Origin of the sequence: Deinococcus sp. (assembly GCF_025362455.1) — a bacterium.
Taxonomy (GTDB): Bacteria; Deinococcota; Deinococci; order Deinococcales; family Deinococcaceae; genus Deinococcus.
The window spans coordinates 1-22,676 of the sequence record NZ_JANYGJ010000149.1 but is presented as its reverse complement, the minus strand read 5'-3'; the positions used below and the strand labels follow the sequence as shown (position 1 = coordinate 22,676).

General features: G+C 65.6%; 22 protein-coding genes. 15 read left to right on the top strand and 7 right to left on the bottom strand.

What is annotated here, in order from left to right; genetic code table 11:
- From Q0R23_RS11740 to Q0R23_RS11720, 5 genes are all read right to left on the bottom strand, one after another.
- Nucleotides 1-476: Uma2 family endonuclease (locus Q0R23_RS11740; protein ID WP_293913234.1), on the bottom strand; the 476-nt coding region annotated here is incomplete at its 3' end.
- 31 nt (nucleotides 477-507) lie between these two features.
- A complete protein-coding gene (locus tag Q0R23_RS11735) occupies nucleotides 508-2,097 on the bottom strand; it encodes a chloride channel protein (RefSeq protein ID WP_293913233.1) in 1,590 nt (529 codons plus the stop codon).
- A gap of 530 nt (nucleotides 2,098-2,627) precedes the next feature.
- The gene (locus Q0R23_RS11730; protein WP_293913231.1) at nucleotides 2,628-4,232 is read right to left on the bottom strand and encodes a DAK2 domain-containing protein; all 1,605 of its coding nucleotides are present in this window, start codon (nucleotides 4,230-4,232) and stop codon (nucleotides 2,628-2,630) included.
- Nucleotides 4,225-4,557, bottom strand: a complete 333-nt coding sequence (locus Q0R23_RS11725) for an Asp23/Gls24 family envelope stress response protein (RefSeq protein WP_293913229.1) — start codon at nucleotides 4,555-4,557, stop codon at nucleotides 4,225-4,227. The genes Q0R23_RS11730 and Q0R23_RS11725 overlap by 8 nt, the downstream gene beginning before the upstream one ends.
- A 127-nt stretch (nucleotides 4,558-4,684) precedes the next feature.
- On the bottom strand, nucleotides 4,685-5,527 hold the full coding sequence (locus Q0R23_RS11720) for a hypothetical protein (RefSeq protein WP_293913227.1): 843 nt from the start codon (nucleotides 5,525-5,527) through the stop codon (nucleotides 4,685-4,687).
- Between the two features lie 128 nt (nucleotides 5,528-5,655).
- Between Q0R23_RS11720 and murI the strand changes: the two genes are divergently transcribed.
- Genes murI through Q0R23_RS11705 form a run of 3 tightly spaced genes read left to right on the top strand, consistent with a single transcriptional unit; the run spans nucleotide 5,656 to nucleotide 7,676 of the window.
- Complete coding sequence (murI, locus tag Q0R23_RS11715; RefSeq protein ID WP_293913225.1) at nucleotides 5,656-6,561, top strand: glutamate racemase; 906 nt, start codon at nucleotides 5,656-5,658, stop codon at nucleotides 6,559-6,561.
- Nucleotides 6,558-7,271: a ribonuclease PH gene (gene rph, locus Q0R23_RS11710; RefSeq protein WP_293913224.1), complete on the top strand. Its 714-nt coding sequence runs from the start codon at nucleotides 6,558-6,560 to the stop codon at nucleotides 7,269-7,271. The genes murI and rph overlap by 4 nt, the downstream gene beginning before the upstream one ends.
- A 9-nt stretch (nucleotides 7,272-7,280) precedes the next feature.
- Complete coding sequence (locus Q0R23_RS11705) at nucleotides 7,281-7,676, top strand: hypothetical protein (protein WP_293913223.1); 396 nt, start codon at nucleotides 7,281-7,283, stop codon at nucleotides 7,674-7,676.
- An 84-nt stretch (nucleotides 7,677-7,760) separates the two neighbouring features.
- On the opposite strand, the gene lysA is transcribed toward Q0R23_RS11705, so the two are convergent.
- Nucleotides 7,761-8,894 carry a diaminopimelate decarboxylase gene (lysA, locus tag Q0R23_RS11700; protein WP_293913221.1) on the bottom strand — a complete coding sequence of 378 codons (1,134 nt, stop codon included), beginning with the start codon at nucleotides 8,892-8,894 and terminating at the stop codon, nucleotides 7,761-7,763.
- 69 nt (nucleotides 8,895-8,963) lie between these two features.
- On the opposite strand from lysA, the gene Q0R23_RS11695 reads away from it, so the two are divergent.
- The gene (locus Q0R23_RS11695) at nucleotides 8,964-9,152 is read left to right on the top strand and encodes a hypothetical protein (protein WP_293913220.1); all 189 of its coding nucleotides are present in this window, start codon (nucleotides 8,964-8,966) and stop codon (nucleotides 9,150-9,152) included.
- 60 nt (nucleotides 9,153-9,212) lie between these two features.
- Entirely contained in the window at nucleotides 9,213-10,355 is a 1,143-nt protein-coding gene (gene mnmA / locus Q0R23_RS11690; RefSeq protein WP_293913239.1) for a tRNA 2-thiouridine(34) synthase MnmA, read from the top strand.
- 515 nt (nucleotides 10,356-10,870) lie between these two features.
- Here mnmA and ftsY read toward each other — a convergent pair.
- Nucleotides 10,871-11,860 (bottom strand): signal recognition particle-docking protein FtsY, encoded by a 990-nt coding sequence (gene ftsY, locus Q0R23_RS11685; protein ID WP_293913218.1) that lies wholly within the window; start codon nucleotides 11,858-11,860, stop codon nucleotides 10,871-10,873.
- Between the two features lie 125 nt (nucleotides 11,861-11,985).
- On the opposite strand from ftsY, the gene Q0R23_RS11680 reads away from it, so the two are divergent.
- From Q0R23_RS11680 to Q0R23_RS11635, 10 genes are all read left to right on the top strand, one after another.
- Complete coding sequence (locus Q0R23_RS11680) at nucleotides 11,986-12,852, top strand: META domain-containing protein (protein WP_293913216.1); 867 nt, start codon at nucleotides 11,986-11,988, stop codon at nucleotides 12,850-12,852.
- Between the two features lie 447 nt (nucleotides 12,853-13,299).
- The gene (locus Q0R23_RS11675; RefSeq protein WP_293913214.1) at nucleotides 13,300-13,845 is read left to right on the top strand and encodes an NYN domain-containing protein; all 546 of its coding nucleotides are present in this window, start codon (nucleotides 13,300-13,302) and stop codon (nucleotides 13,843-13,845) included.
- 11 nt (nucleotides 13,846-13,856) lie between these two features.
- Complete coding sequence (queA, locus tag Q0R23_RS11670) at nucleotides 13,857-14,966, top strand: tRNA preQ1(34) S-adenosylmethionine ribosyltransferase-isomerase QueA (protein ID WP_293913213.1); 1,110 nt, start codon at nucleotides 13,857-13,859, stop codon at nucleotides 14,964-14,966.
- Between the two features lie 100 nt (nucleotides 14,967-15,066).
- On the top strand, nucleotides 15,067-17,172 hold the full coding sequence (locus Q0R23_RS11665) for a M3 family metallopeptidase (RefSeq protein ID WP_293913211.1): 2,106 nt from the start codon (nucleotides 15,067-15,069) through the stop codon (nucleotides 17,170-17,172).
- A gap of 71 nt (nucleotides 17,173-17,243) precedes the next feature.
- The gene (locus tag Q0R23_RS11660) at nucleotides 17,244-18,401 is read left to right on the top strand and encodes a HAMP domain-containing sensor histidine kinase (protein WP_293913209.1); all 1,158 of its coding nucleotides are present in this window, start codon (nucleotides 17,244-17,246) and stop codon (nucleotides 18,399-18,401) included.
- Between the two features lie 958 nt (nucleotides 18,402-19,359).
- A complete protein-coding gene (locus Q0R23_RS11655; protein ID WP_366520428.1) occupies nucleotides 19,360-19,686 on the top strand; it encodes an NADH-quinone oxidoreductase subunit A in 327 nt (108 codons plus the stop codon).
- Nucleotides 19,687-19,743: 57 nt separating this feature from the next.
- Nucleotides 19,744-20,280: an NADH-quinone oxidoreductase subunit B gene (locus Q0R23_RS11650; RefSeq protein ID WP_293913207.1), complete on the top strand. Its 537-nt coding sequence runs from the start codon at nucleotides 19,744-19,746 to the stop codon at nucleotides 20,278-20,280.
- A gap of 65 nt (nucleotides 20,281-20,345) precedes the next feature.
- Nucleotides 20,346-20,930, top strand: a complete 585-nt coding sequence (locus Q0R23_RS11645; RefSeq protein WP_293913238.1) for an NADH-quinone oxidoreductase subunit C — start codon at nucleotides 20,346-20,348, stop codon at nucleotides 20,928-20,930.
- A gap of 241 nt (nucleotides 20,931-21,171) precedes the next feature.
- On the top strand, nucleotides 21,172-22,341 hold the full coding sequence (nuoD, locus tag Q0R23_RS11640; RefSeq protein ID WP_293913236.1) for an NADH dehydrogenase (quinone) subunit D: 1,170 nt from the start codon (nucleotides 21,172-21,174) through the stop codon (nucleotides 22,339-22,341).
- Nucleotides 22,338-22,676: DinB family protein (locus Q0R23_RS11635; RefSeq protein ID WP_293913205.1), on the top strand; the 339-nt coding region annotated here is incomplete at its 3' end. The genes nuoD and Q0R23_RS11635, both read left to right, overlap by 4 nt.

Here is a 22,676-nt window from a genome sequence, read left to right as displayed (position 1 = left end):
GCGACCTCGATCTGCCACTCCTGCCCGACACGGCGGTGAAATTCCACGCCCCTCGCCTCGCTGTCAATCAGCAGGTAGCCTTGCAGACTGTGCAGGCGGCGGTAATCGCTGGCTTTGAACGATTCGTCTATGGCGCGGGTGCTGCGACTTAGAATCTCCACGATCAAGCAGGGGTGATCCTCGATGTCGCCTGTCGAATCTGGATCACAGGTGACGACGAGATCAGGGAGATAGTAGCGGGGGCGTCCATCACGCATGACACGCACCTTGAGGTCGCTCACGTGCGTCCAGCAAGGACCGTTTTCAGTGGCGTTCAGAAACACGCGCTGGATATTGCTCGAAATGCGGTTATGAGAACGGCTCGCTCCGGCCTGGGCGTAGATAAAGCCGTCCACATATTCCCACTTCCCCTCGCGTGGGCCGTCCCAGCTCAGGTACTCGGCCTCGGTCATGGTGCGGTAGGCAGGATCAGACATGTGCCCAGTCTAGCGCTCCGCTTCCGTCGCCTCACCCCAGATTGAGTTGCTCGCGCAGTTCCCCGAACCCGGCGTCCGTCGCCACGATATCCAGTACGTCGCCGTCTTGCAGGCGCAACTCCGGTGTGGCGCTCAGAATCTCGTCGCCGCGCTCCAGGCCCACGACCTGTACGCCGCCCGGCAGACTCAGTAGCCGGATACGGTTGCCCAGCCAGCCCGTCGGCGCTTCCACCCGGTAGAGGGCGTCCGGGGCGTCCTGCGGCGGCGCGGCGCTCAGGATGGTGGTTGTAGGAGTGATGAACTGCATCTCGGCGGTGCGGCGGTCTGCTATTTGCCCGTCCACGTAACCCAGCGGCCAGGCCAGCGCATGCGCCAGGCTGCTGGAGACCAGCGCGGCGGGCAGCAGTGCGTCGCCGCCCCAGGTCGCGGCCAGGAGGGTCGCCGCCACCGGGGTATTGAGCGTGACCGTCAGGTAGGCGGTGGCGGCCACCAGCGCACACACCGTCGGGTCGAGCGGGCTGGGGAAGGTGGTGTTCAGACCCACGCCCAGCAAGGCCCCGACCGTGACCGACGGTAATACCCCGCCGCCGAAGCCCAGCCGCACGCCCAGCGCCAGCAGCAGCCACTTCCAGCCGCCGTAGCCCAGCCCCTCGCTGCCGACGAAGCCGGATAGGGACAGTTGCGCCCAGCCCTCGCCGCCGCTCAGCACGCTGGGGGTGCTGTAGATCGCCACCGCCGCGACCACGCCGCCGAAGCAGGCGGCCCAGACCAACCTCGGCCAGCCGGAACGCCAGCCGTCCGGCCAGAGCTGCGCGAGCCACAGCCCCAGCCAGGCCACCAGCGTGGCCGCCAGCGCGATGACCGCGTACATCGGCAGTTGCAGCGCACTCGGCGCCTGGAGCACCGGCACATCGAACAGCGGCGAGGCCCCTAAGGCCAGCCCGTAGACCGCATAGGCGCTCACCGAGGCCAGCACGCAGGGCATCAGCACCTCGAACTCGAACTCGAAGCGCCGGTATAGCACCTCGGCCATCAGCACGGCGGCGGCCAGCGGCGCGTGCAGCACCAGGCCCAGCGCGGCGGCGACGCTCGCCAGGGTCAGGGTCCGGTCTTCACTCACATTCAGGCGGGCGATTCTAGCCAGCAACCGGGCGCACACGCCGCCCAGCGCGGTGAAACTGGCGTCGCGTCCGGTGGGCAGCCCGGCGCCGTAGCTCAGCACGTTGGCGATGAGCAGCCGCGACTGGGTGCTCAGGCGGGTGCCACCCCGGCGGTGGTAGGCGCTGACGATTTCGGATAGAGGATCGCTGCTGCCGCGCGTCAGCCAGGCGACCAGCACCGCGACGATGGGCAGCGCCAGAAAGCCGTAGGGCAGCGCCTCACCGAACGCCACCAGCAAACCGCCCTCGCCCGCCGTGCCGGGGGGGCTGTAGCCGGTCAGCAGGGTGCCCAGCCGCGAGACCTGCTCCAGCGCCAGGCGCAGCAAGGTTCCGGCCACACCCACCACCAGGCCCGCCAGCACGCTGTAGAGCACCAGTCGCCCTGTCTCCAGGCGGGTCCGGACGTTGCTGGTGATCGGGCGGGTCAGGCGGGGCGGGCGGGCAGGGAAGCGTGAGCGCACGCCTGAAGTCTAGCGGTTCGGGCGCTTGGAGCGTGGCCTACGGGCTTTGGGAAGGGTTGGCCGAGGATATGAGGGCCGGGGCGTTGTGTTGTTGAGCTTTAGCTTTGGGCAGATGCGAATGCACCCCCACCCCCCAGCCCCCGCCCCGGTGGGGCGAGGGGGTTTGCGCTCCGCTATGGATGGTACTTCCGATCCGTTCCACACGCACTTTGTTTTACGGCGTTCTCCACATCGTGTAGGTCAGGTAGGGCGCCCGTGCTCCGCATCTGCACATAACTGACTTCGCTGGAAGGTAGTGGTCTACTTCAGCGGAAATACAAGGCGAAAGCGGGCGCTTTGTTTCAGAGACGCCCGCCTGTTTTTTGGTTCTTGAAATTCATTCCCAACACAGCGCTTTGTAGCTGTTGACCCCTCGCCCCCTGCGGGAGAGTCGAAGACCTGCTTGCAGAGGGGCCTTGCGTAGCAAGGGGGTGAGGGGGGTGAGCGCAGCGCATGCCTTACCTCTTTTCCCACTCCCCACTCCCCCAGCTCTACTCCAAAGTCACCAGATAATCGTACAGGTCCGGCCCACCCGGATGCGCTTCGACTTCCACGTTCGGATACGCCTCGGCGATGCGGGCCGATAAGGCGCCCAGGTCTTCCTTGGTCTTCTGGGGGCCACCGAACAGGGTCACGATCTCCTGTTCGGCGTATCCGGCCCTGAGCATTTCCAGCACGGCGTCTTCGGGGCTGCCGCCCGCCTGGACCAGTTCGTCGTCCTGCAATCCGATCACGTCACCGTCACCGATGGTGAGGTCGCGTCCGTCCTTGGTGGTAATCACCGTGGCGCGGCTGGCGCGGGTCACCTCGAAGGTCGTCACCGCCCCGGCGGCGGCTTCCATCAGCGGCGCGAGGTCGCTGGCGCTTTCAGCGGCCTGGAACGCCAGCGCGGCGCCCATGCCCTGGCCCAGCGTGCGGGTCGGCACCACCACGGCGCGGCCTTCCAGCAGTTCGGCGGCTTTCTGGGCAGCCATCAGCACGTTCTTGTTGTTGGGCAGCACCAGCACCTGCTCGGCACTGACGCTGCGCACGGCGTCCACGATGTCCTGCACGCTGGGGTTGGCGGTCTGGCCACCCGACACGATCCGGGCGCCCAGCGAGCGAAACAGCTTCACCAGGCCGTAGCCGCTGGCCACCGCCACCAGGCCGGAGGCGGGCACCTCTTCCTCCGCCCGCGCCGCCGCACCGGCCATGCCCAGAATCTCGGTGTGCTGCTCGGACATGTCCTCGACCTTGGTTTTGAGCATCTTGCCGTAGCGGCCTACCGTTGCCAGCAACTCGTCGGGCTGGTTGGTGTGGATGTGGCCCTTGACGTAGCCCTCGGCGCCCACCACCAGCAGGCTGTCGCCGAACGGCGCGACCAGTTCGCGGATCTCCTCGATGGGTTTGGTGGACTCGCTCATCAGGAACTCGGTGCAAAAGCCGAATGCCTCGTTCTCGAACTGCTGCTGGGCGTAGCTGGTGATTTCCGGCTCCGGCGGCAGCGCCTCGCCGCGCAGGTGGCCGAGCATGCCCTGAATCAGATACAGGTAGCCCTGGCCGCCGCTGTCCACCACTCCGGCCTGCTTGAGCGCGGGCAGCATGTCGGGCGTCCTGTCGAGCATGGCCTGACCCGCAAAGAGGCTCTGCTCCAGCACGGCGTCGGGCGTCTCGCCTTTGGCACCCTCGGCCACGCCGCGTGCGACGGTCAGGATGGTGCCTTCCACCGGCTTCATGACCGCGCCGTAGCCACTTTTCTGGGCGGCTTGCAGCGCGAGGGTCAGGGTCCGGGCGTCGATGACGGCGGTGTCTTTAATCACCTCCGTAAAGCCCTTGAGGAGCTGGCTGAGAATCACGCCGCTGTTGCCGCGCGCGCCGAGCAGGGCGCCGTAGCTGATGGCGCGGGCCACGCTGGCCATGCTCGACTGGTCGCAGGTGTCGAGTTCGCGCCGCACCGACTGCATGGTCAGGTGCATGTTGGTGCCGGTGTCGCCGTCGGGCACCGGATAGACGTTCAGGGCGTTGACCTGCTCTTTATACACACCCAGCCAGTCGGTGGCGCGGCGCAGCATGGCGGCCAGGTCGGCGGGGCGCAGCGTCCTCAGAACCTCAGACATGCCGCACGCCGACCGCGTGAATGCGGGTGGTGCTCAGCTCGATGCCCGCCTGCGCCTTGACGGTGTGCTCGACCCGCTCGGCGACGTTGCGGGCGACGGTTGGGATATTGACGCCGTAGGCCACCACCACGTAGATGTCGGCGCGGGTCTGCCCACCTTCCCTGGTGATGACCACGCCGTCACGGGCCTGAGCACGTCCCAGCACGCGCTGGAGGCCCTCTTTGAGATTGGCGGGGGCCATGCCGACCACGCCGGGAATCTCATGGGCGGTCAGGCCGATTAAGGAGGCGAGTGCCGCCTCGCTGATTTGCACGGTTCCATTCACGATGTAGGCAGTATAGAGGGGAGGCTTGTGGGAAGTGGGGAGTGGGGAGTGGGAAAAGCGGGGAGGCGCCGCCTGGCACACTAAAAAAGCCACCCCGAAGAGTGGCCCTGAGCTCAAGAACTGGTGTTCAGAAGCTGTATTTCAGACCCAGCGACGCCTTGGCGACGGTGCCGGGGCGGCGGACAGCGGCGTTCACGGCGTCGTAGCCGCCCTCACCCTTCTTGAAGCTGTCGGTTTTGCCCTGGCTGTCGCGGGTGTTGATGGTGCCGCCGGGGAAGTATTGATCGACGCCCAGGTCGCCGATCACGCTGATGTTGTTGGTGATCATGTAGCCCGCCTGCGAGCCGATGCCCACGCCCAGCGCACTGCTGGAGTAGTCGGTGTACTGGCCGCCCTTGAAGGTCAGGCGCGAGTTGAGTGCGCCGTAACGCAGGCCGCCGTAGAGGCCCACCGCCACGCCGGGCAGCGGCTGACCCAGATCGTAGGTGGCGTCGGCGCTGAGGGTCTGGATGCTCGCCGCCTCGCCCGTGACGTTGCCGTTGGCTTTTTGCTGGCCGATGGTGCCGAGCAGCCCGCCGCTGAGATCCTTGTCGTCGTTGAAGCCGTTGCTGTTGCGGGTGCGGCTCAGGCCGATGCGGACGCCGATGGGTCCGGCCAGGTTCTTGTAGCCCACGAAGGCGCCGACGTTGCCGCCGCCCGCGTAGCCGCCGGTCAGGCCCAGTTCGAGCTTGCCGCTGGTTGGTGAAATGCTCACGCGAGCCTGATTCAGACGGGCCTGGACGCTGCTGCGCGTGATGGGTCGCACGGGAGTCTTGACGGTGCGGACCTGTGCCGGTCTGGTCTGGGCTGTGCTGGTCTGGACAGTCTTGGTCTGAGTGGTCTTGGTCTGGGTCGTGCGAACGGTCTGGGCGCCAGCCGAGGCGACGAGCGCCAGGGCCGAGGCCGTCAGGAACATCTGGGTCGTTTTCATTCCCCTACCTTGCCCCGCTTGCATGAGCGGCGACCGACCGGAAGCCACACAACGTCTTTAGAAACCGGCCAGTTTGGCGTCAGGTTCAGCGCAGCGGCCCAGGCTCGGCAGCGCTAGAATCGCGCTGTATGGCGACGGCACAGCGGGGCATAGCGCAGCGGGGCACAGCGCAGCGGGGCACAGCGCAGCAAAAAGATGTGCAGCGGCCCATCGGCGTATTCGATTCGGGGATGGGCGGCCTGAGCGTGCTGCGCGAGTTGCGCCGCGAGCTGCCGGGTGAAACCTTCATCTACCTGGCTGACACCGCCCACGTCCCCTACGGTGAGCGCCGTGACGAGGAGGTCCGTGCCCTGACGGCGAACGCGGTGGACTGGCTCCATTGGTCCGGTTGCCGGGGCGCGGTGATTGCCTGCAACACCGCCAGCGCCTTCAGCCTCGACTTTCTGCGCCAGCGCTACGGCCAGGGCTTCCCGATCATCGGACTGGTTCCGGCGCTCAAACCGGCGGTGGCGGCGACGCGCACCGGGGTGGTGGCCGTGTTCGCCACGCCGGTCACGCTGCGCGGGGCGCTGCTCGAACGGGTGATTCAGGAATTCGCCGTGCCCGCTGGCGTCACGGTGCTCAAGGTCTTTCACCCCGAACTGGTGCCGCTGATAGAAGCCGGGGACGCCGATTCGCCGCGCTCGCGTGCGCTGCTGCGCGAGGTGCTGGGGCCGGTGGCTCAGGCCGGGGCCGACCAACTGGTGCTCGGCTGCACGCATTACCCGTTTCTGGTGAGCGCCATCCGCGCCGAATTTGGCGACACCTTCGCGCTGCTCGATTCGGGGGCGGCGGTGGCGCGGCGCACGCATCAGATGCTGGCGCCTGCCGTGCTGATGATCGGCCCGGTGTCCGGGTCTGGCGGCGTGAGCTACTTCGTCACGGGTGATCCGGTACGTGCCGCGCCAGTCATGGCGGCGCTGCTGGGGGAAGTGGTGGAGGTCGGCCAGGCCACGGTCCAGACGCCGTTACGTCCAGCTCAGGTGACGCGGTGAGCGTGCCGATCCGCACGGGCCGGGGAGCGCTGGAGGCCCGGCCACTCAAGGTTACTCGGAATGTCAACATCCACGCTGCTGGTAGTGCCTTGCTGGAACTCGGTCAGACGCGGGTGCTGGCGACCGTGAGTCTGGACAGCAAAGTGCCGCCCCACCTGCGCGGCAAGAAGGAAGGCTGGCTGATGGCCGAGTATTCGATGCTGCCGCACGCGACCCACGAGCGCCAGGGGCGCGAGCGCAACCTGCAAAACGGGCACCGCTTCGAGATTCAGAGACTATTGGGCCGCAGTTTTCGCTCGGTGCTCGATCTGCGGGCCTTTCGCAACCAGACCGTCATCATCGACTGCGACGTGCTTCAGGCCGACGGGGGCACCCGCGTGGCGAGTCTGCTGGCTGGCTACGCCGCGCTGTTCGACCTCTCGGATAGGCTCATCAAACGCGGCACCCTCAGCGAGTGGCCGCTGACGCACGAGCTGGGCGCCGTCAGCGTGGGCTACCTGGGCACCGAGCTGCGCGTGGACCTCGATTACGCCGAGGACGCGCAGGCCAGCGCCGATCTGAACGTGGTCACCACGAGTGCGGGCCTGATTCTGGAAGCTCAGGGCGGGGCGGAGGGGAGTCCGATCAGCGTGGAGGCGTACAGCGAGTTGGTGAAGGTGGGCGTGGCGGCGGCGGCGGAATTGTCACGGGTGCTGCACGGGCAGTTGTGAGGGGGAGTGATGCGTAAATGGCTTGGCTGGGGGTGGTGGTTTAATCACGGCTATTGGCCGCTTTTGGTGCCTGTCATATCCCTTGCTTTAATCCCAATCCTCATAGTGTCTGGTCCCAAACAAGCCAAGAATACCTCTCCCAACGATATCTTCAAAGTCAAGTTTGATTACTTCGGCAGGTCGCGCTTCGTGGTGTTTATAGGAGGTAATGCCTCCTGCGCCTATTGGAAATTCGATACCCAGCGCAGATCGGCATGGACACTGCTTCCTCACAGTTCAATTCATGTTGGCAATGAATACATCGATCTTAGAGATATTGGCAATATCAGCTACGTTAAAGTCAAGCTCGACGCAAGGTCAGACTGCACCAGCCCAAACGGAACCGAATTTAAGGGAGTGCATTAGACCAAGCGATGTTGCCGAGGACCGCTTCAAACTTTTAGAGGCGAGATTTGAAGATGGTGAATTCGTCGATATAAGCCCTAGCCCTCACTCCTCGCCCGCCCAAATCTCCTCCACACTCTCCCGTCTCCTCACCACCCTCCACTCGCCGTCCCACAGCACCTCAGCCGGGCGGGGGCGGGTCAGGTAGTTGCTGCTCATGGCCGCGCCATACGCGCCCGCGCCTTGCAGCGCCACCACATCGCCGCGCAGGGGTGTGGGCAGCCGCACGTCCCGCGCCAGCACGTCACCGCTCTCACAGGCGGGTCCGGCCAGGTCGCACACCTGCGTGCCGCCCCGCGTCCAGAGTGCCCTCACCGGATGCTCGGCGCCGTAGAGCATGGGCCGCAGCAGCTCGGTCATGCCCGCGTCGAGCAGCACGAAGTCGCGCCCGGTCGACTTGAGGCCCACCACCTGGCTCAGCAGCGTGCCCGCACTCGCCACCAGCGCCCGGCCCGGCTCGACCCACAGGGCCGCCCCGAACACCGCCGCTGCGTGCCTCGCCTGCGCCGCGATGCCGCTCAGGTCGGCGCCTTGTCCCCAGCCGCCGCCGACATCCAGCACTTCGAGCCCGCCCACCAGGGGCCGCAACTCGCTCAGCCGCGCGAAGGCCGCCGTGAAATCGTCCGGGTTCTCGATGGCGCTGCCGATATGCACATGCAGGCCGCGCAAATCGTGTCCAGCGGTTCGCAGGGCGCTTACCACGGCGGGCACCCCGCCCATCGGCACGCCGAATTTGCTGATGGCCGCGCCGGTCGCCAGGTGGTCGTGGGTGCTGACGTCCAGCCCCGGATTGACCCGCACGAGGGCCTTCGAGTGCGGCGGCAACAGTTCCAGCTCCGAGGCCCGGTCCACGATGAAGGTCGCGCCCAGATCAAAACCCAGGCGGTATTCCTCGCCGCTCTTGGCCGGGCCGTTGACCAGCAGGTCATGGCCGGACGCGCCCACCTTGATTGCCCGCGCGATTTCGCCCAGGCTGACGCACTCGAAACCGACACCCGCCGTGTGCCAGCGCCGCAGCAGGCTCAGATTCGGATTGGCCTTCATGGCGTAGAAGATCCGGGCGTCATGGAACGCGGTCTGGACACGACTCAGGGCAGCGTCCAGCTCGGAGGCGTCGTAGACGTACAGCGGCGTGCCGAACTGAGCGGCGGCGTCGAGGAGTTGGGCGTCGGTGAGCATGGGGAAGAGTGTAAATGAAGTGGCGCTGGCTCCGGGTTAGAAACAGGCGGGATGTGGTGTACTGGACGCATGACTGGGAGTGAATCTCTGAAGCAGCGTGAAGAGGCCAGCGTCACCGAGCAGCTCAATGATCTTTACGCCGACGAAGACAGCGCTCTGGCCCCGGAGATCGCCGAGCTGGGCTTCGAGGTGCTGCGGAACGCGGTGGAAAGCAGCCCGGCCAGGTCCAGCCCAGGGCGTCCGGACGACTGCACCTGAAACCGTCGCCCCGCTCACCTGCACCTGTCATCTGAACTGTTACACTTCGGTGTTATGACGATGGCGGTAGAGCAGACGACAACCCATAGTTCTGGTAACGTTCCGTCTGGGGTCAAGGCCGGTGCCCGCGTGCTGTGCGCCATGTCGGGCGGCGTGGACAGCAGCGTGAGCGCCGCACTCCTCAAGCAGCAGGGCTTTCAGGTGGTGGGCGCCATGATGCGCTTCTGGCCGGACGACAAGCGCACCGACACCTTCGATTCCTGCTGCTCGCCCGACGCCGCCTACGAGGCCCGCCGGGTGGCCGAGCAGGTCGGGGTGCCGTTTTACCTGCTCGATTACCGCGAAGCATTTCAGCGCCACATCGTCGGCCCGTTTCTGGCCGAGTACGCCGCCGGGCGCACGCCGAATCCCTGTGTCAACTGCAACACCAAGGTCAAATTCGACGAGCTGGTGAAGAAAGCCAAGATGCTCGGCTGCGATTACGTCGCCACCGGCCACTACGTCAAGCGCGTCGATGAGCCGGGCGGCGCCGTCGCCTTCCATCGGGGCGACGATCCGCGCAAGGACCAGACCTACTTCCTGTGGGGCACGCCGCGTGAGGCCCTGCCGTACATTCTGTTCCCGGTGGGAGAGCTGGAAAAGCCCCGCGTGCGTGAAATCGCCGCCGAGCACAACCTGCTGACCGCCCAGAAGCCCGAAAGCCAGAACATCTGTTTCGTGCCCGGCACCGTCAAGGAGTTCGTGGCCGAGTACGTGCCGCAGCAGCTCGGCCAGATGCGCGATGTCTGCACGGGCGAGGTGCTAGGCGAGCACCTGGGCACCCAGTTTTATACGTTGGGTCAGAAGAAGGGCCTGAATCTCTTCCAGTCGCATCTGGTCCGGCACGTGGTCCACCTCGACGTGGCGAGCAACACCGTCTGGGTAGGAGAGTACGACGACTGCCTGTGGCGCACCCTGAAGGCCGAGACGCCCAACTATCTGATTGACCTCGCCGACCTGCCTTCAGAAGTCGATGTGATGGTCCGTTACCGGGCCGTGCCGGTGAAGGCGAAAGTTCTGCACGCCGACGAACACGGCTTCGAACTCGAATTCACCGACCCCCAGTTCGCCGTCGCCCCCGGCCAGAGCGCCGTGCTCTACGCCGGGCCGAAGCTGCTCGGCGGCGGGCTGATTGCGGATCATGTGCGGGTGCTGCCGGAGTAGGAGAGTGGGATGTGGGACCGGATGGAGGGCATGAGCTGGCGCTCACTCACCCCTCACCCCGGTGCTTCGCACCGACCCTCTCCCGCAAGGGGCGAGGGTAACAGCATTGGTAAAACGCTGTATTCAGAACAGGTAGCAGGAGCCGAAAAACGAAGTGGGCGCCGCTGCATTGAAACCCCCGCTTTCGCTCTAAATTTCCGCTGAAGTAGACCACTCCCTTCCAGCGAAGTCAGTTATGGGCAGATGCGGTGCACGGGCGCCCTACGTCAGCGGCCACGATGGGGAGAACGCGGTGAAAGATAGTGCGTCTGGGACGAACTGGAAGTACCATGCCTAGCGCAGCGCTGACCCCCTCGCCCCATCGGGGCGGGGGCTTCTTGGCCAGAACGGACGCGCCTGGGCACGCCTGGCCGCTGGGGGGTGGGGGTGCATTCGCATTCGCACAGTGCTGAAGTCAAAACAACGCAACATCACCGCCCACAGCCCATCCAGCCCAGAGGCGCCCCGCCCAACCTTCAGTCCTCCCGGTTGAACACGCCCTTCCCGACCTCATCCTTCGGGATGTTCACATCGAACAGCGCCTGCACGAACTCGCGGCTGTCGAAAGGTTGCAGATCGTCCTGGCCCTCGCCGACGCCGATGAATTTGATCGGCACGCCCAGCTCGCGCACGATGGGCACGACGATGCCGCCCTTGGCCGTGCCGTCGAGCTTGGTGACGATGACGCCGGTCAGGGTGATCGCCTCGTGGAACTTCTTGGCCTGCTGCAAGCCGTTTTGCCCGGTGACAGCATCGAGGACCAGCCAGATCTCGTGCGGCTCGCCGGGGTCGGCCTTGTCGATCACGCGGCGGACCTTTTTCAACTCTTCCATCAGGTTGTGCTTGTTGTGCAGCCGCCCGGCGGTGTCCACGAACAGCAGATCGAAGTCGCGGGCCTTGCGGGAAGTGGCGCCGTCGAAGGCCACGGCTGCCGGGTCGCCCCCGTCTACACCCTGCACGACGGGAATGCCCAGCCGCTCGCCCCAGACGCCGAGCTGGGCGCCCGCTGCGGCGCGGAAGGTGTCGCCCGCCGCGAACATGACGCGCTTGCCCCGCGACTGGTAATAGCGGCCCAGCTTGGCGATGGTGGTGGTCTTGCCCACGCCGTTGACGCCGATCACCATGATGACCTTGCCGTTGGGGTCCACCGTGCCGCGTGCGGCGTCGGGGTTGAAGCCGAATTTGCGGTACTGGGCACGCACGGCGTCGGGTTCGAGCTGGAGGGTCATGGCGTCGACCAGGGCGTCTTGCATATTCTTGCCCGGCGAGTTGCGCACGTCGCCTAAGATCTCCTCGGTGGCGGCGCGGCCCACGTCGGCGGCGATCAGGGCGTATTCGAGGTCTTCCAGGGTTTCCAGGCGGTTGCCGACAATGTTGCGCAGGTCGGTGCCCAGGAAGCCAGCCGATTCGTTGAGCTGCGTGCGGGTCTTGCTCAGGCCGTCACGCAGGCGGGTAAGCCATGACATGCCTTTACTGTACCGCCCGGATAGGAGCCGCACGGCAAGCTGTGCCCTCCGTCCGTGCCAGATGAGGACTTCCTGCGGCGCCAGGTCATCCACCCGTCACCTGCGCCTGAGAGACTGGCCTCATGATGAAACTGACGACTCGCGGCGCCGCGCTGCTGGGCACCCTGGCACTCTCCGGCAGCCTGGCGGTGTCCGCCCAGGTTACCCCCAGCTCGGCCACGCCCAACCTGGCCGCGCCCACCCGGACCGCTCCGGTGCCTGCCCCCACCACGGCGGCGCCCGACAACAGCGTGCCGATTGGCGGCTACACCCTGGTGTCGCTGACCCAGAATGGCCAGACGACCTCACTTGGATCGCTGGCGCCGCGCCCGACCATCAGCTTCGACGGCAAGCGTGTGACTGGGTTCACCGGCTGCAACACCTTCGGCGGCTCGTATGTGGCGCGGCGTGAGGTGCTGCGCTTCGGGGCGCTGGCGATTACTCGCAAAGCCTGCCCGGATTACATCGATGGTCTGGAGGCCGATTACCTCAAGCTGCTGCGCGGTGTGAAGGGCTTCGAGCTGCTCGGCACGCCCGGCGCCCAGACGCTGCGGCTGTTGTCCGGCAGCAACGACCGGCTGGTGTTTGCGCAGGCATCCGGAACCGGTGAAGTCGCCACCGGGGGCATTCGCAGCAGCGTCGACGGCACCTGGACCCTCAAAGAGCTCCCGGCGGGCGCGGCGCCCTCGGCGGATGCCCGGCCCATCGGCTTTACCCTGCGCGGCTTCACCATCAGCGGCTTCGACGGCTGCAATACCTTCAGCGGCAACGCCAATACCTCCAGTGGCCGCCTGAGCTTCGCTGGCCCGGTGGTGAGTACCCTGATCGCCTGCCCGCCCGGCGTGGCTACCCTTTCACCGCTACTGAGCGCGGGCGCCGCCGCCACGGTGCAGGGCAAGACGCTGACCCTGACCGGCGAGGGCGGCGTCGTGTGGATGTTTACCCGGCCCTGAGCTGCGACGGGGCAAAAATCGCTGGAGTTCCGCTGGCACGACCCCGGCCACGGCAGACCCTTCGGCAAGCTCAGGGTGACAACCAAGGAAATTTGTCATGCTGAGCGAAGCCGAAGCGTCTCCAGGGCGTCCGAGCGGACGAGGGTGAGCGTGCCGTCCGCCCTGTCGCCGATCAGCCACGTCGCCGATCAGCCCTGTCGCCGATCAGCCGAAACATCGCTACTGGACGCTCGCCCGGCGTCCGCGCTGATGGTCCCTAGGCAGCCTATGTTTTGTCCCGGTTCGCCGGAAAGCAAGCCAGGCGGCGGAGCGTTGTCTGAGTCTGGGGTTAAGATGGCTTCAGCCCTGTCACACGCCTGAAGGGTTCGCACTCTTTTGCACCGCCTTTGTATCGCCGCCCTATTTTCGCCTCCGCCCTTTTTCCCCGCTCTACCCTTTGGAGAAGTCATGCACTACGTGGTCCACAAACCCAGAATCGGCCTGTTTATCGACACTCAGAACCTCTACCACTCGGCCCGCGACCTCCTCGAGCGCACCGTCAATTTCGAAACGCTGCTGGACGTGGCCCGCTTTGAGCGCGAGCTGGTCCACGCCATCGCCTACACCGTCGAGAAGGACGGCGAGAGCACGTCCAGACCTTTTATCTACAAGCTCTCGGCGCTGGGCTACAAGGTGCGGCGCATGACGCTGAGCCTGCACCACGTCACCGACACCGGTAAGGCCATCTGGGAAGGCAACTGGGACATGGGCATGGTGGCCGACATGTTCCGGCTGATCGATCACCTCGACATCATGGTGCTGGGCAGCGGCGACGGGGATTTCACCGACATCGTGGAAGTCTTGCAGGAGCGCGGCAAACGGGTGGAGGTCATCGCCTTTCGCGAGCACACCGCCCAGAAGCTGATCGACGCCGCCGACAGATTTACTCACCTGCCCGACATCGACGAGGCGCTGATGCCTGCCCGCCTGCCCAAGCCCATCGTCAGCCCGTGAAGCGCTGAGCCGTGAGCCTGCCTGACGCGGACGCCGTACTGGCGCGGCTGAGTTTCGAGCTGCCGCCGAACAGAATTGCCCAGACCGGCGCCGAGCCGCGTGACAGCAGCCGCCTGATGGTCGTTGGGGAAGGGACTGAGCACCGCGTCTTTAATGAATTGCCTGATCTGCTGCGGCCCGGTGATTTGCTGGTCTTCAATGAGTCGAAGGTCATCCCGGCGCGGGTGATGGCCCGCAAGCCGCTCAAAGATGGGTTCGGCGGCGGCAGGATCGAGGTGCTGCTGCTGCGCGAGGAATCTGTGCCTGATTTGGGGGAAAACCTGTGGAGTGCGTATCTCAAACCGGCAAAGCGGGCCGGGAACGAGTTGTGGTTGGGCCAGCACCGCGCCGAAGTCGTCGGTCAGCAGGCCGACGGTGCCCGGCTGCTGCGTTTCGAGCACGACCTCAAGCCGCATCTGGACGAGATCGGACGCCTGCCGCTGCCGCCCTACATCAAGGCCCCCACATCGGAGAATGCAGACGACGACGGGCTCTGGCAGGAGCGCTACCAGACCGTCTACGCCCGTGAGAAGGGCAGCGTGGCCGCGCCGACTGCCGGGCTGCACTTCACGCCGGAGCTGCTGCACAAGCTGGACGAACGCGGCATAGAACGCGCCGCCGTGACGCTGCATGTCGGCGCCGGAACCTTCAAGCCGGTGCAGGGCTCGGTCGCCGACCACGTGATGCACGCCGAGCGCTACCGCCTTCCTTCAGAAACTGCCGAGGCCATCAACCGTGCCCGCGCCGAGGGACGGCGCATCGTGGCCGTGGGCACCACCACCGTCCGCACGCTGGAGAGCGCCTGGGACGGAACCCAGGTCGTGCCCGGCGAGGGCGACACCCGCATCTTCATCACGCCGGGCACACCGGTCAGGGTGCCGGACCTGCTGATTACCAACCTGCACCTGCCGGGCAGCACCTTACTGCTGCTGGTCGCCGCCTTCGCGGGCGAGGAGCGCATCCGGGCGGCCTACGACGCGGCACTGTCCGGGGGCTACCGCTTCTACAGTCTGGGCGACGCCATGTTGTTGGAAAACCAGTTGTTGGAAAACCAGTTGCTCGAAAACCAACGTCAGTTCTGAGCGCAGACTGCCCGTTCGCCTCCACCAAACCTTTATCTTTCCGCGTCCAGAACGCTGATCCGCCCCTGATCTCTCACCCCGGTTGCCTATAATCGCTGTCATGACCCACAGCACCGTCTCAATGAACGATGCGGCGACCGGCCCCAACCCGCTGCTCGATCTCGGCTTTCACATTCCCTTCGACCGCATTCGCCCCGAACACGCCGAGGCCGCCGCCGACGCGCTGATCGAGCGCAGCCGGGCGCAGCTGGAGACGCTGGCAACCGCCCCGGAGCGCGGATTTGTGAGTCAGGGGCAGGGCTTTCTGGAAGGTCTGGACGTGCTGGGCCGCGAACTCGGCGCCGTGCAGATCGTGGTCGGCCACCTCGACGCGGTGGTCTCCAGCGACGGCTGGCGAGCGGCCAATGAAGCCATTTTGCCCAAGATCAGCGCCTTTTTCAGCGAAATTTCGCTGCATCCCGGTTTGTGGGCGGCGCTCAGGGCCTTTGCCGACACGCAGCAGGCGCACTCACTCAGCGGACCCTGGGCCAGATTTCTGAAACTTCAGCTCGATGAGTTTCGCCGCAGCGGCGCCGAGTTGCCGCCTGAAGGCAAGGCCCGCCTGACCGCTACCGACGTGGAGCTGGCCGAGCTGACCAACCGCTACGCCAAAAACGTCATGGACGGGATCAAGGCCTATGAACTGTACGTCGGCCCGGAGCGCCTCTCAGGCGTGCCCGCGCGGCTGATCGAGTCGTCGGCCCGTGACGCCGAGGCGCATGAGCGGCCCGGCCTGCACCGCCTGACCCTGCACGGCCCGGTGCTCGTTCCGCTGCTGACCTACGCCGACGACCGGGCGCTGCGCGAGGAGCTGACCCGCGCCAACAACCTCGTCGGCATCGGGGAGGGCCGCGACAACCGGCTGCTGCTGCCGGACATTCTGCGGCTGCGGCGCGAGCGGGCCGCGCTGCTGGGCTTCGCCACCTTCGCCGACCTGACCACGGCTGACCGGATGGCCGCCAGCGCCGAGGGCGCCATGAGCTTCGAGCGCGACCTCGAAGCCCGCACCCGCCCGGCCTTCGAGGCGGAAACCCGCGAGCTGAGCGCCTATTACCGCGAGCAGGCTGGCGAGGGCGCCCCCGACCTGGCGCCCTGGGACGTGGCCTACTGGTCCGAGAAGCTGCGCCAGGAGCGCTACGACTTCAGCGACGAGGCGCTGCGCCCCTACTTCGAGATGGAGGGTGTGCTCTGCGGCATGTTCGAGATCATGCAGCGGGTCTTCGGCATCACGGTCAGGCAGGCGGCGGCGCCCGGCTGGCACCCGGAAGTCAAGTATTACGATATTCATAACGACTCAGGCGAGCACGTCGCCAGCTTCTACACCGACTGGTTTCCCCGTGACAGCAAACGCGGCGGCGCCTGGATGAACGGCTTTTACACGGGTGGGCCGCGCCCGCAAGGCTCCGGTCAAGCCGGGTTCGAGCCGCACCTGGGCCTGATGTGCGGCAATCTGAACCCGCCGTCGGGCGACTCGCCGTCGCTGCTCTCGCTGGGCGAGGTCGAGACCATCTTCCACGAGTTCGGCCACCTGCTGCACCACGCCCTGTCGCGGGTGCCGGTCAGGTCGATCAGCGGCACGCACGTCGCCTGGGATTTCGTGGAGCTGCCCTCGCAGATGTTGGAGAACTGGGTCTGGACGCCGGAGGGTTTGGCGCTGATTACCAGGCACTACCAGACCGGCGAGGCGCTGCCCGCCGAGCTGCACCAGAAGATGCTGGCCGCCCGCAACTTCCGCGCCGCCAGCGTCGCCATGCGCCAGTACAGCATGGGCACCCTCGACCTGTCGCTGCACGCCGTCTACAGCGAGGCCGACGGCGACGTGCTGGCCTACAGCCGCGACATTATCAGCCGCTATCAGCCGGTACCGCCGCTGAGTGACAGCGCCTTCGTCGCCCAGTTCAGCCACCTGTTTTCGCGCCCGGTGGGCTACGCGGCAGGCTACTACTCCTACAAATGGGCCGAAGTGCTCGACGCCGACGCGTTTTCCCGCTTTGAGCAGGAGGGCGTGTTCAACCGCCAGACCGGGCGCGAGTTCGTGGACCGCCTCCTCTCACGCGGCGCCGCCGAGGAGCCTGGCGAGCTGTACCGCGCCTTCATGGGACGCGGCCCCGACCCCGAAGCGCTGCTGCGGCGCAGCGGTCTGGCCCAGGCGGCTTCGGCAGACTGAGCGCCCGCCCTCTGGCCGACTGTTTGCCAAGTTTCCCACATCTGCGCCTCAGCCCGCTATCATGGGGCCTAATGTCTACTGTCGCCAAACCCGCCGTGCTGGTCGCCTCGCCGAATGCCGAGCGGGCCACGGCGCTCGCCCTTCATCTTCCGCAGGCCGATGTGTTCAGTTGCCTGGACGGCGAAAGCCTGATGCGCCAGTCGCGCTCCCGCGTGCCGGACGTGGTGGTGCTCGCCACCGATCTGCCCTCGCAGATGCCGCTGGGCGAACTGCTGGACATTTTGCGGGGCCGCGAGGGCATGGAGCTGACCCGTTTTCTGGCGGTGGGTTCGCAGGGTCTGGGTGCGCTGCTCAGCGGCGGCGCCGACGCGCTGATGAGCGACAGCGCCGCGCCGGAAGCGATGGCCTACCTGATCGGCAACATGCTGGGCCGCGCCCGGCAACAGCGCGAGTTGCAGGACAAGATCGTGGGCCTGAACAAAAAGCTCGACGCCTGGGAGCACGAGGAACGGGTGCGCGACCAGCTCGTGCATATGTTGGTCCACGACCTCAAAAACCCCATCTCGGCGGTGCTGGGCCTGCTGCAAATCGTCGAGGAAGACGTGCGCGTACCCGCCGACCTGACCGAACTGGTGCATCTGTCACGCGAGGAGACCCAGCACCTGCTGCACCTGTCGGTGAACATGCTCGACGTCCGCAAGATTCAGGCGGGCAAAATGAACCTCGATTTCGAGCTGATGTTCTCGCCGATGTACAGCGAGGTCATCGAGCAGGCCAAAGGCGACGTGGGCGCAGGCTTGCAGGAGCGCACCCTGAACGTCAAGGTGGCGCCCAACCTCAGCCCGGCCCGCGCCGACCCCGACATTCTGCGGCGCATCTTCGCCAATTTGCTGAGCAACGCCATGAAGCACACCACGGCAGGCGGCGCCATCGACATTCAGGTGCTTCAGAGCGGCGACGACATCCAGTTTCTGATCCACGACAACGGCGAGGGCATACCGGCAGACGACATTCCCAACCTGTTCGCCGCCTTCGAGCAGTCGCGCCTGACCCTGCACGGGCGCTTCGATACCGGCATGGGCCTGGCTTTTTGCAAGCTCGCCATCGAGGGCCACGGCGGACGCATCTGGGTCGAGTCGGTGCGCGGCGAGGGCGCCACCTTCACCTTCCTGCTGCCGCTGGCCCGCGACGAGGAAGACGACGACGATTTCGCCGAACTGGTGAGCTGAGCGGGGGAGGGGTGAACAGAGGTGGGGCTGGCCCGATGAACGCGATGTGCTGCGAGGCGGTCCGTTCGTCCTTGTGCGCCAGGAAGTCGGGAGACGCTGCCCCGTTCAGCATGACAAATCTTCGGTGTCGTCACCCTGAACGCAGTAAAGGGTCTAAGTATCTCCTGGCTAACGTTTCGGGCTTTCGCTTCCTGGGCACAGCGGCGCCTACCGGGCGTCTGCACCTATCGGGCGTCCTGGCGAGAGCGGCGCCTACCGGGCCTCGCTGCCTGCCCGCTTCTTGACCTGAACAGCGCCGCTGGCGACGCTAGGCCGCTCCGCTCTCGGTAGAGCTAAAGCTTGACAAGGAGATACCTAGCAAAGCCAGGTCGCTTATCAGTCGGTTCGCCCTGGCTTCAGTGTTCGGCGTGCCTGGACGAACCTGGGAAGCTGCGAAGGAGCGGGTGAAAGGCGCTACCGGCCAATCTTCCCGCCAGTCCCACGAGCATGTGTCCCAGGCCCTTCGTCTAGACCACGATGTGGTCGCCTGGAGCTTTCCTCCGGTCCTGTTTCTGGCTTTCGTATCGTTGTCACCTGTGAATTCACCGTCTGGAACGAGATTCGGTCACCATCTGGGGTTGATGCCCCTTGCCCGCCCGGCGCCGCGACTTCCGGTTGTGGGCCACATCCTTTCCCCGCGCCAGTGCAACCCAAATCATCCTTCCCAGCTTGCTGCGTGATAAAACTAGAGGTGTAAGCACAACTTCGGATCAGTACGCGCCGCCGTGCAGCCGCTCGCCTTTTTGGATCTGAGAGTTCCGTTTTTTACACCAGGCCCGTGTCCCTTCGGTTCAGCGCTCGTGAAAAACGGCACAAGCTGGATTTGAAGACAGATAGAAGACAGATAGAAGACAGGCAAACGGTGTCCGGCACGGCAAGGAGAAGGAGGACTATGAGTGAATTCGCGCATCTGATCGTCATGCTGCTGATCGCCGGAGGCATCGGCGTGCTGGCCATCATCGTCAGCATTCTGCTGGGGCCAAAGAAACCCAGCGCCGCCAAACTGATGCCCTACGAAAGCGGCAACGATCCCGTCGGCAATGGCCGCGCCCGCTTCCCGGTGCATTTTTACCTCGTCGCTATGCTATTTATTGTCTTCGACATCGAAACCGCCTTCTTCTACCCGCTGGCCGTGGCCTACCGCAGCGTCGGCGCCTTCGCCTTCTGGGAAATGGTCACCTTCGTGATTCTGGTCCTGGTCGGTTATTTCTATATCCTGAAAAAAGGCGTGCTCGAATGGAACTGAGTCTGGTCCTTCCCACGAGCCACGTGCCACAAGCCACAAGCCCCGCCGGAGGCGTACATGCCGCTTAAAGAACTCTTCGAACGCGACTGGCAGGAACTGGAATCGGAAGGCATCCTGTTTTCCAGCCTGGAGAAACTGGTGGCCTGGGGGCGCAGCAACTCGCTGTGGCCTGCCACCTTCGGGCTGGCCTGCTGCGCCATCGAGATGATGAGCGCCACCGACGGGCGCAACGACCTGGCCCGCTTCGGCTCCGAGGTGTTTCGCGCCTCGCCGCGCCAGGCCGACGTGATGATCGTGGCCGGACGCCTCAGTAAAAAAATGGCGCCGATCATGCGCCGCGTTTACGACCAGATGCCCGATCCCAAATGGGTCATCAGCATGGGCGCCTGCGCCAGTTCGGGCGGCATGTTCAACAACTACGCCATCGTCCAGAACGTGGACAGCGTGGTCCCGGTGGACATCTTCGTGCCCGGCTGCCCGCCCCGCCCGGAAGCGCTGATCTACGCCGTGATGCAGCTTCAGAAAAAAGTGCGCGGCGAGGCCTTCGACCAGCTCGGCAACCAGCTCCCGATGGTGGACGCGTGGACAAGGTGAGCAAGATAGAAACATACACCACGGGTCCGGCCAGCGTTCAGACCGATCCCGCCCGCCTTGATCCAATAGACGCCCTGATCGCCACGCTGGGCCTGTCTGCCGAGGACGCCGCCGAGCCCACCGCCGTCGTCGGTATTGACAAGCTCGAATCCGTCGCCCTGCGGCTCAGGCAGGCCGGGTTCATGCTCCTCGACGTGGTGGGTATCGACTACAGCGCTTACGTCCAGCCGCGCCCGGAGAGGCTCAGCGTGCTGTACAACGTCTATCATCCGTATGACCACCGCCGCCTGTTCCTGCGCGTCTGGCTGGCGATGGGCACGGCGCTGCCCAGCCTGTACGGCGTCTGGAAGTCGGCGAATTACCTGGAGCGCGAGGTCTACGACCTGCTCGGCGTGGTGTTCACGGACCATCCGGACCTGCGCAAAATTCTGACGCCCGACGACCTCGAAGGCCACCCGCTGCTCAAAGACTTTCCGATAGACGAGACGCCGACGTTGTTTCGGGACGGGCGCTTTCTCGACCCCGCCGCCTTCCGGGCGGGCATGACCGGCCAGGCTACCGGTCTGAGCGGCTGGCGCGGCAGCTTACGGCGCGGCGAGGGCAAAGGCGATATCGAGCCGCCCGTGATGCCCGCAGGTGGTCCGAAGTGAGGGGCCCTCACCCCGCTGCTCCGCAGCGCCCCTCCGCGTTGCGGCTCTGCGAGTCACCCCAAGGTAGAGGGGTCAGGTGGCCTCAGTTTCAACCTGGCCCGAACAGTTGCTCTTGTACAAAAGAGGTGGTCTTATGAGTCTCAAAGAACGCCAGCCCAAGTCAAAACAGCCTGAGTCCATTCAGCAGGAATCGAGCCTTCCGGAGCGGGTAGGGTCGCTGACGGCCAACTCCGGCGCCCTGATGCATACCGAGATCATGAGCCTGAACGTGGGGCCGCAGCATCCGAGCACGCACGGCGTACTGCGCCTGGTGGTCGACATGGACGGCGAATTCGTCATCAAGGTGACGCCGCACATGGGCTACCTGCACACCGGCTTCGAGAAGACCTTCGAGCACCGCACCTACCAGCAGGGCGTCACCTACGCGCCGCGCACCGATTACCTGCACTCCTTCGGGCACGAGCTGGCCTGGGTGCTGGGCGTCGAGAAGCTGATGCAGGCCGACGTGCCGGAGCGGGCGACCACCGTGCGGGTGATTTTGCATGAGCTGGGGCGCATCTCCTCGCACCTGGTCTTCCTGGGCACCGCGCTGATGGACCTGGGCGCCATCACGCTGTTCTTCTACTGCTTCCGCGAAAAGGAGGCCGTGCAGGATCTGTTCGAGGAGGTCTGCGGCTACCGCATGAACCAGGGCTACTTCCGGGTCGGTGGCCTGTCGCGCGACATTCCCGACGACTGGGCGGGTCACGTCCAGACCTTCTGCGACACCTTCGATAAGCATGTGGACGAGTACGCCAGCATGTTCGCCACCAACCCGATTTTTCTGGACCGGGCAACCGGCGTGGGCGTCATCACCGCCGAGGCCGCCATCGACCTGGGCCTGACCGGGCCGAACCTGCGGGCCTCCGGCGTGCCGCTCGACCACCGCAAGGCCACGCCGTACTGCGACTACGACAGCTACGAGTTCAACGTCCCCACCAGCCAGAAGGGTGACTCGCACGCCCGCTTTTTGCTGCGCCTCGAAGAATTGCGCGAGAGTGCCAAGATCATCCGGCAGGCGCTGAAACGCCTCAAGCCGGGGCCGGTCAAGGACCCCAACCGCAAGATCAGCCTGCCGCCGCGCCCGGAACTCGAAAGCAGCATGGAGGCGGTCATCCACCACTTCAAGCTCGTCACCGAGGGCTTTCACCCGCCGCTGGGCGAGGTCTATGTGCCGGTGGAGACCGCACGCGGCGAGGTCGGCTACTACATCATCTCGGACGGCGGCTCGATGCCGTACCGCGTGAAGATCCGGGCGCCCAGTTTCGTGAATTTGCAGGCGCTGGAATACGCCTGCGTGGGCGGCCAGTTCGCCGACCTGATTACCGTGCTGGCGACCATCGACCCCGTGCTGGGAGATGTCGATCGGTGAATGAGTCGCTGCCCGCCGTCCTGGCCGAATCGTTTGCCCGCAATGGCCGGGTGAACGCGGCGCTGCTGGCCTCGCTCAGCGAAGCCGACCTCGACCTGTGGGACAACGCCGGGGGCTGGACGGTGGGGCAGCATCTGGGGCACCTGGCGGGCTTTCGCAAAGGCTGGCTCTCGAACCTCTCTCCCGCCCACGCTGAAGCGCTGCGCTACGTCGTCTCGGCGAGCCAGGCCACCGGAGCTTTCTGGCTGAGCACCCGCGACCTGAGTGAAATCGCTGCCGCCTTCGCAACCGGTGACGCGGCAGCCCTGAGCGCCGTGCAGGACGCGCTGGGTGAG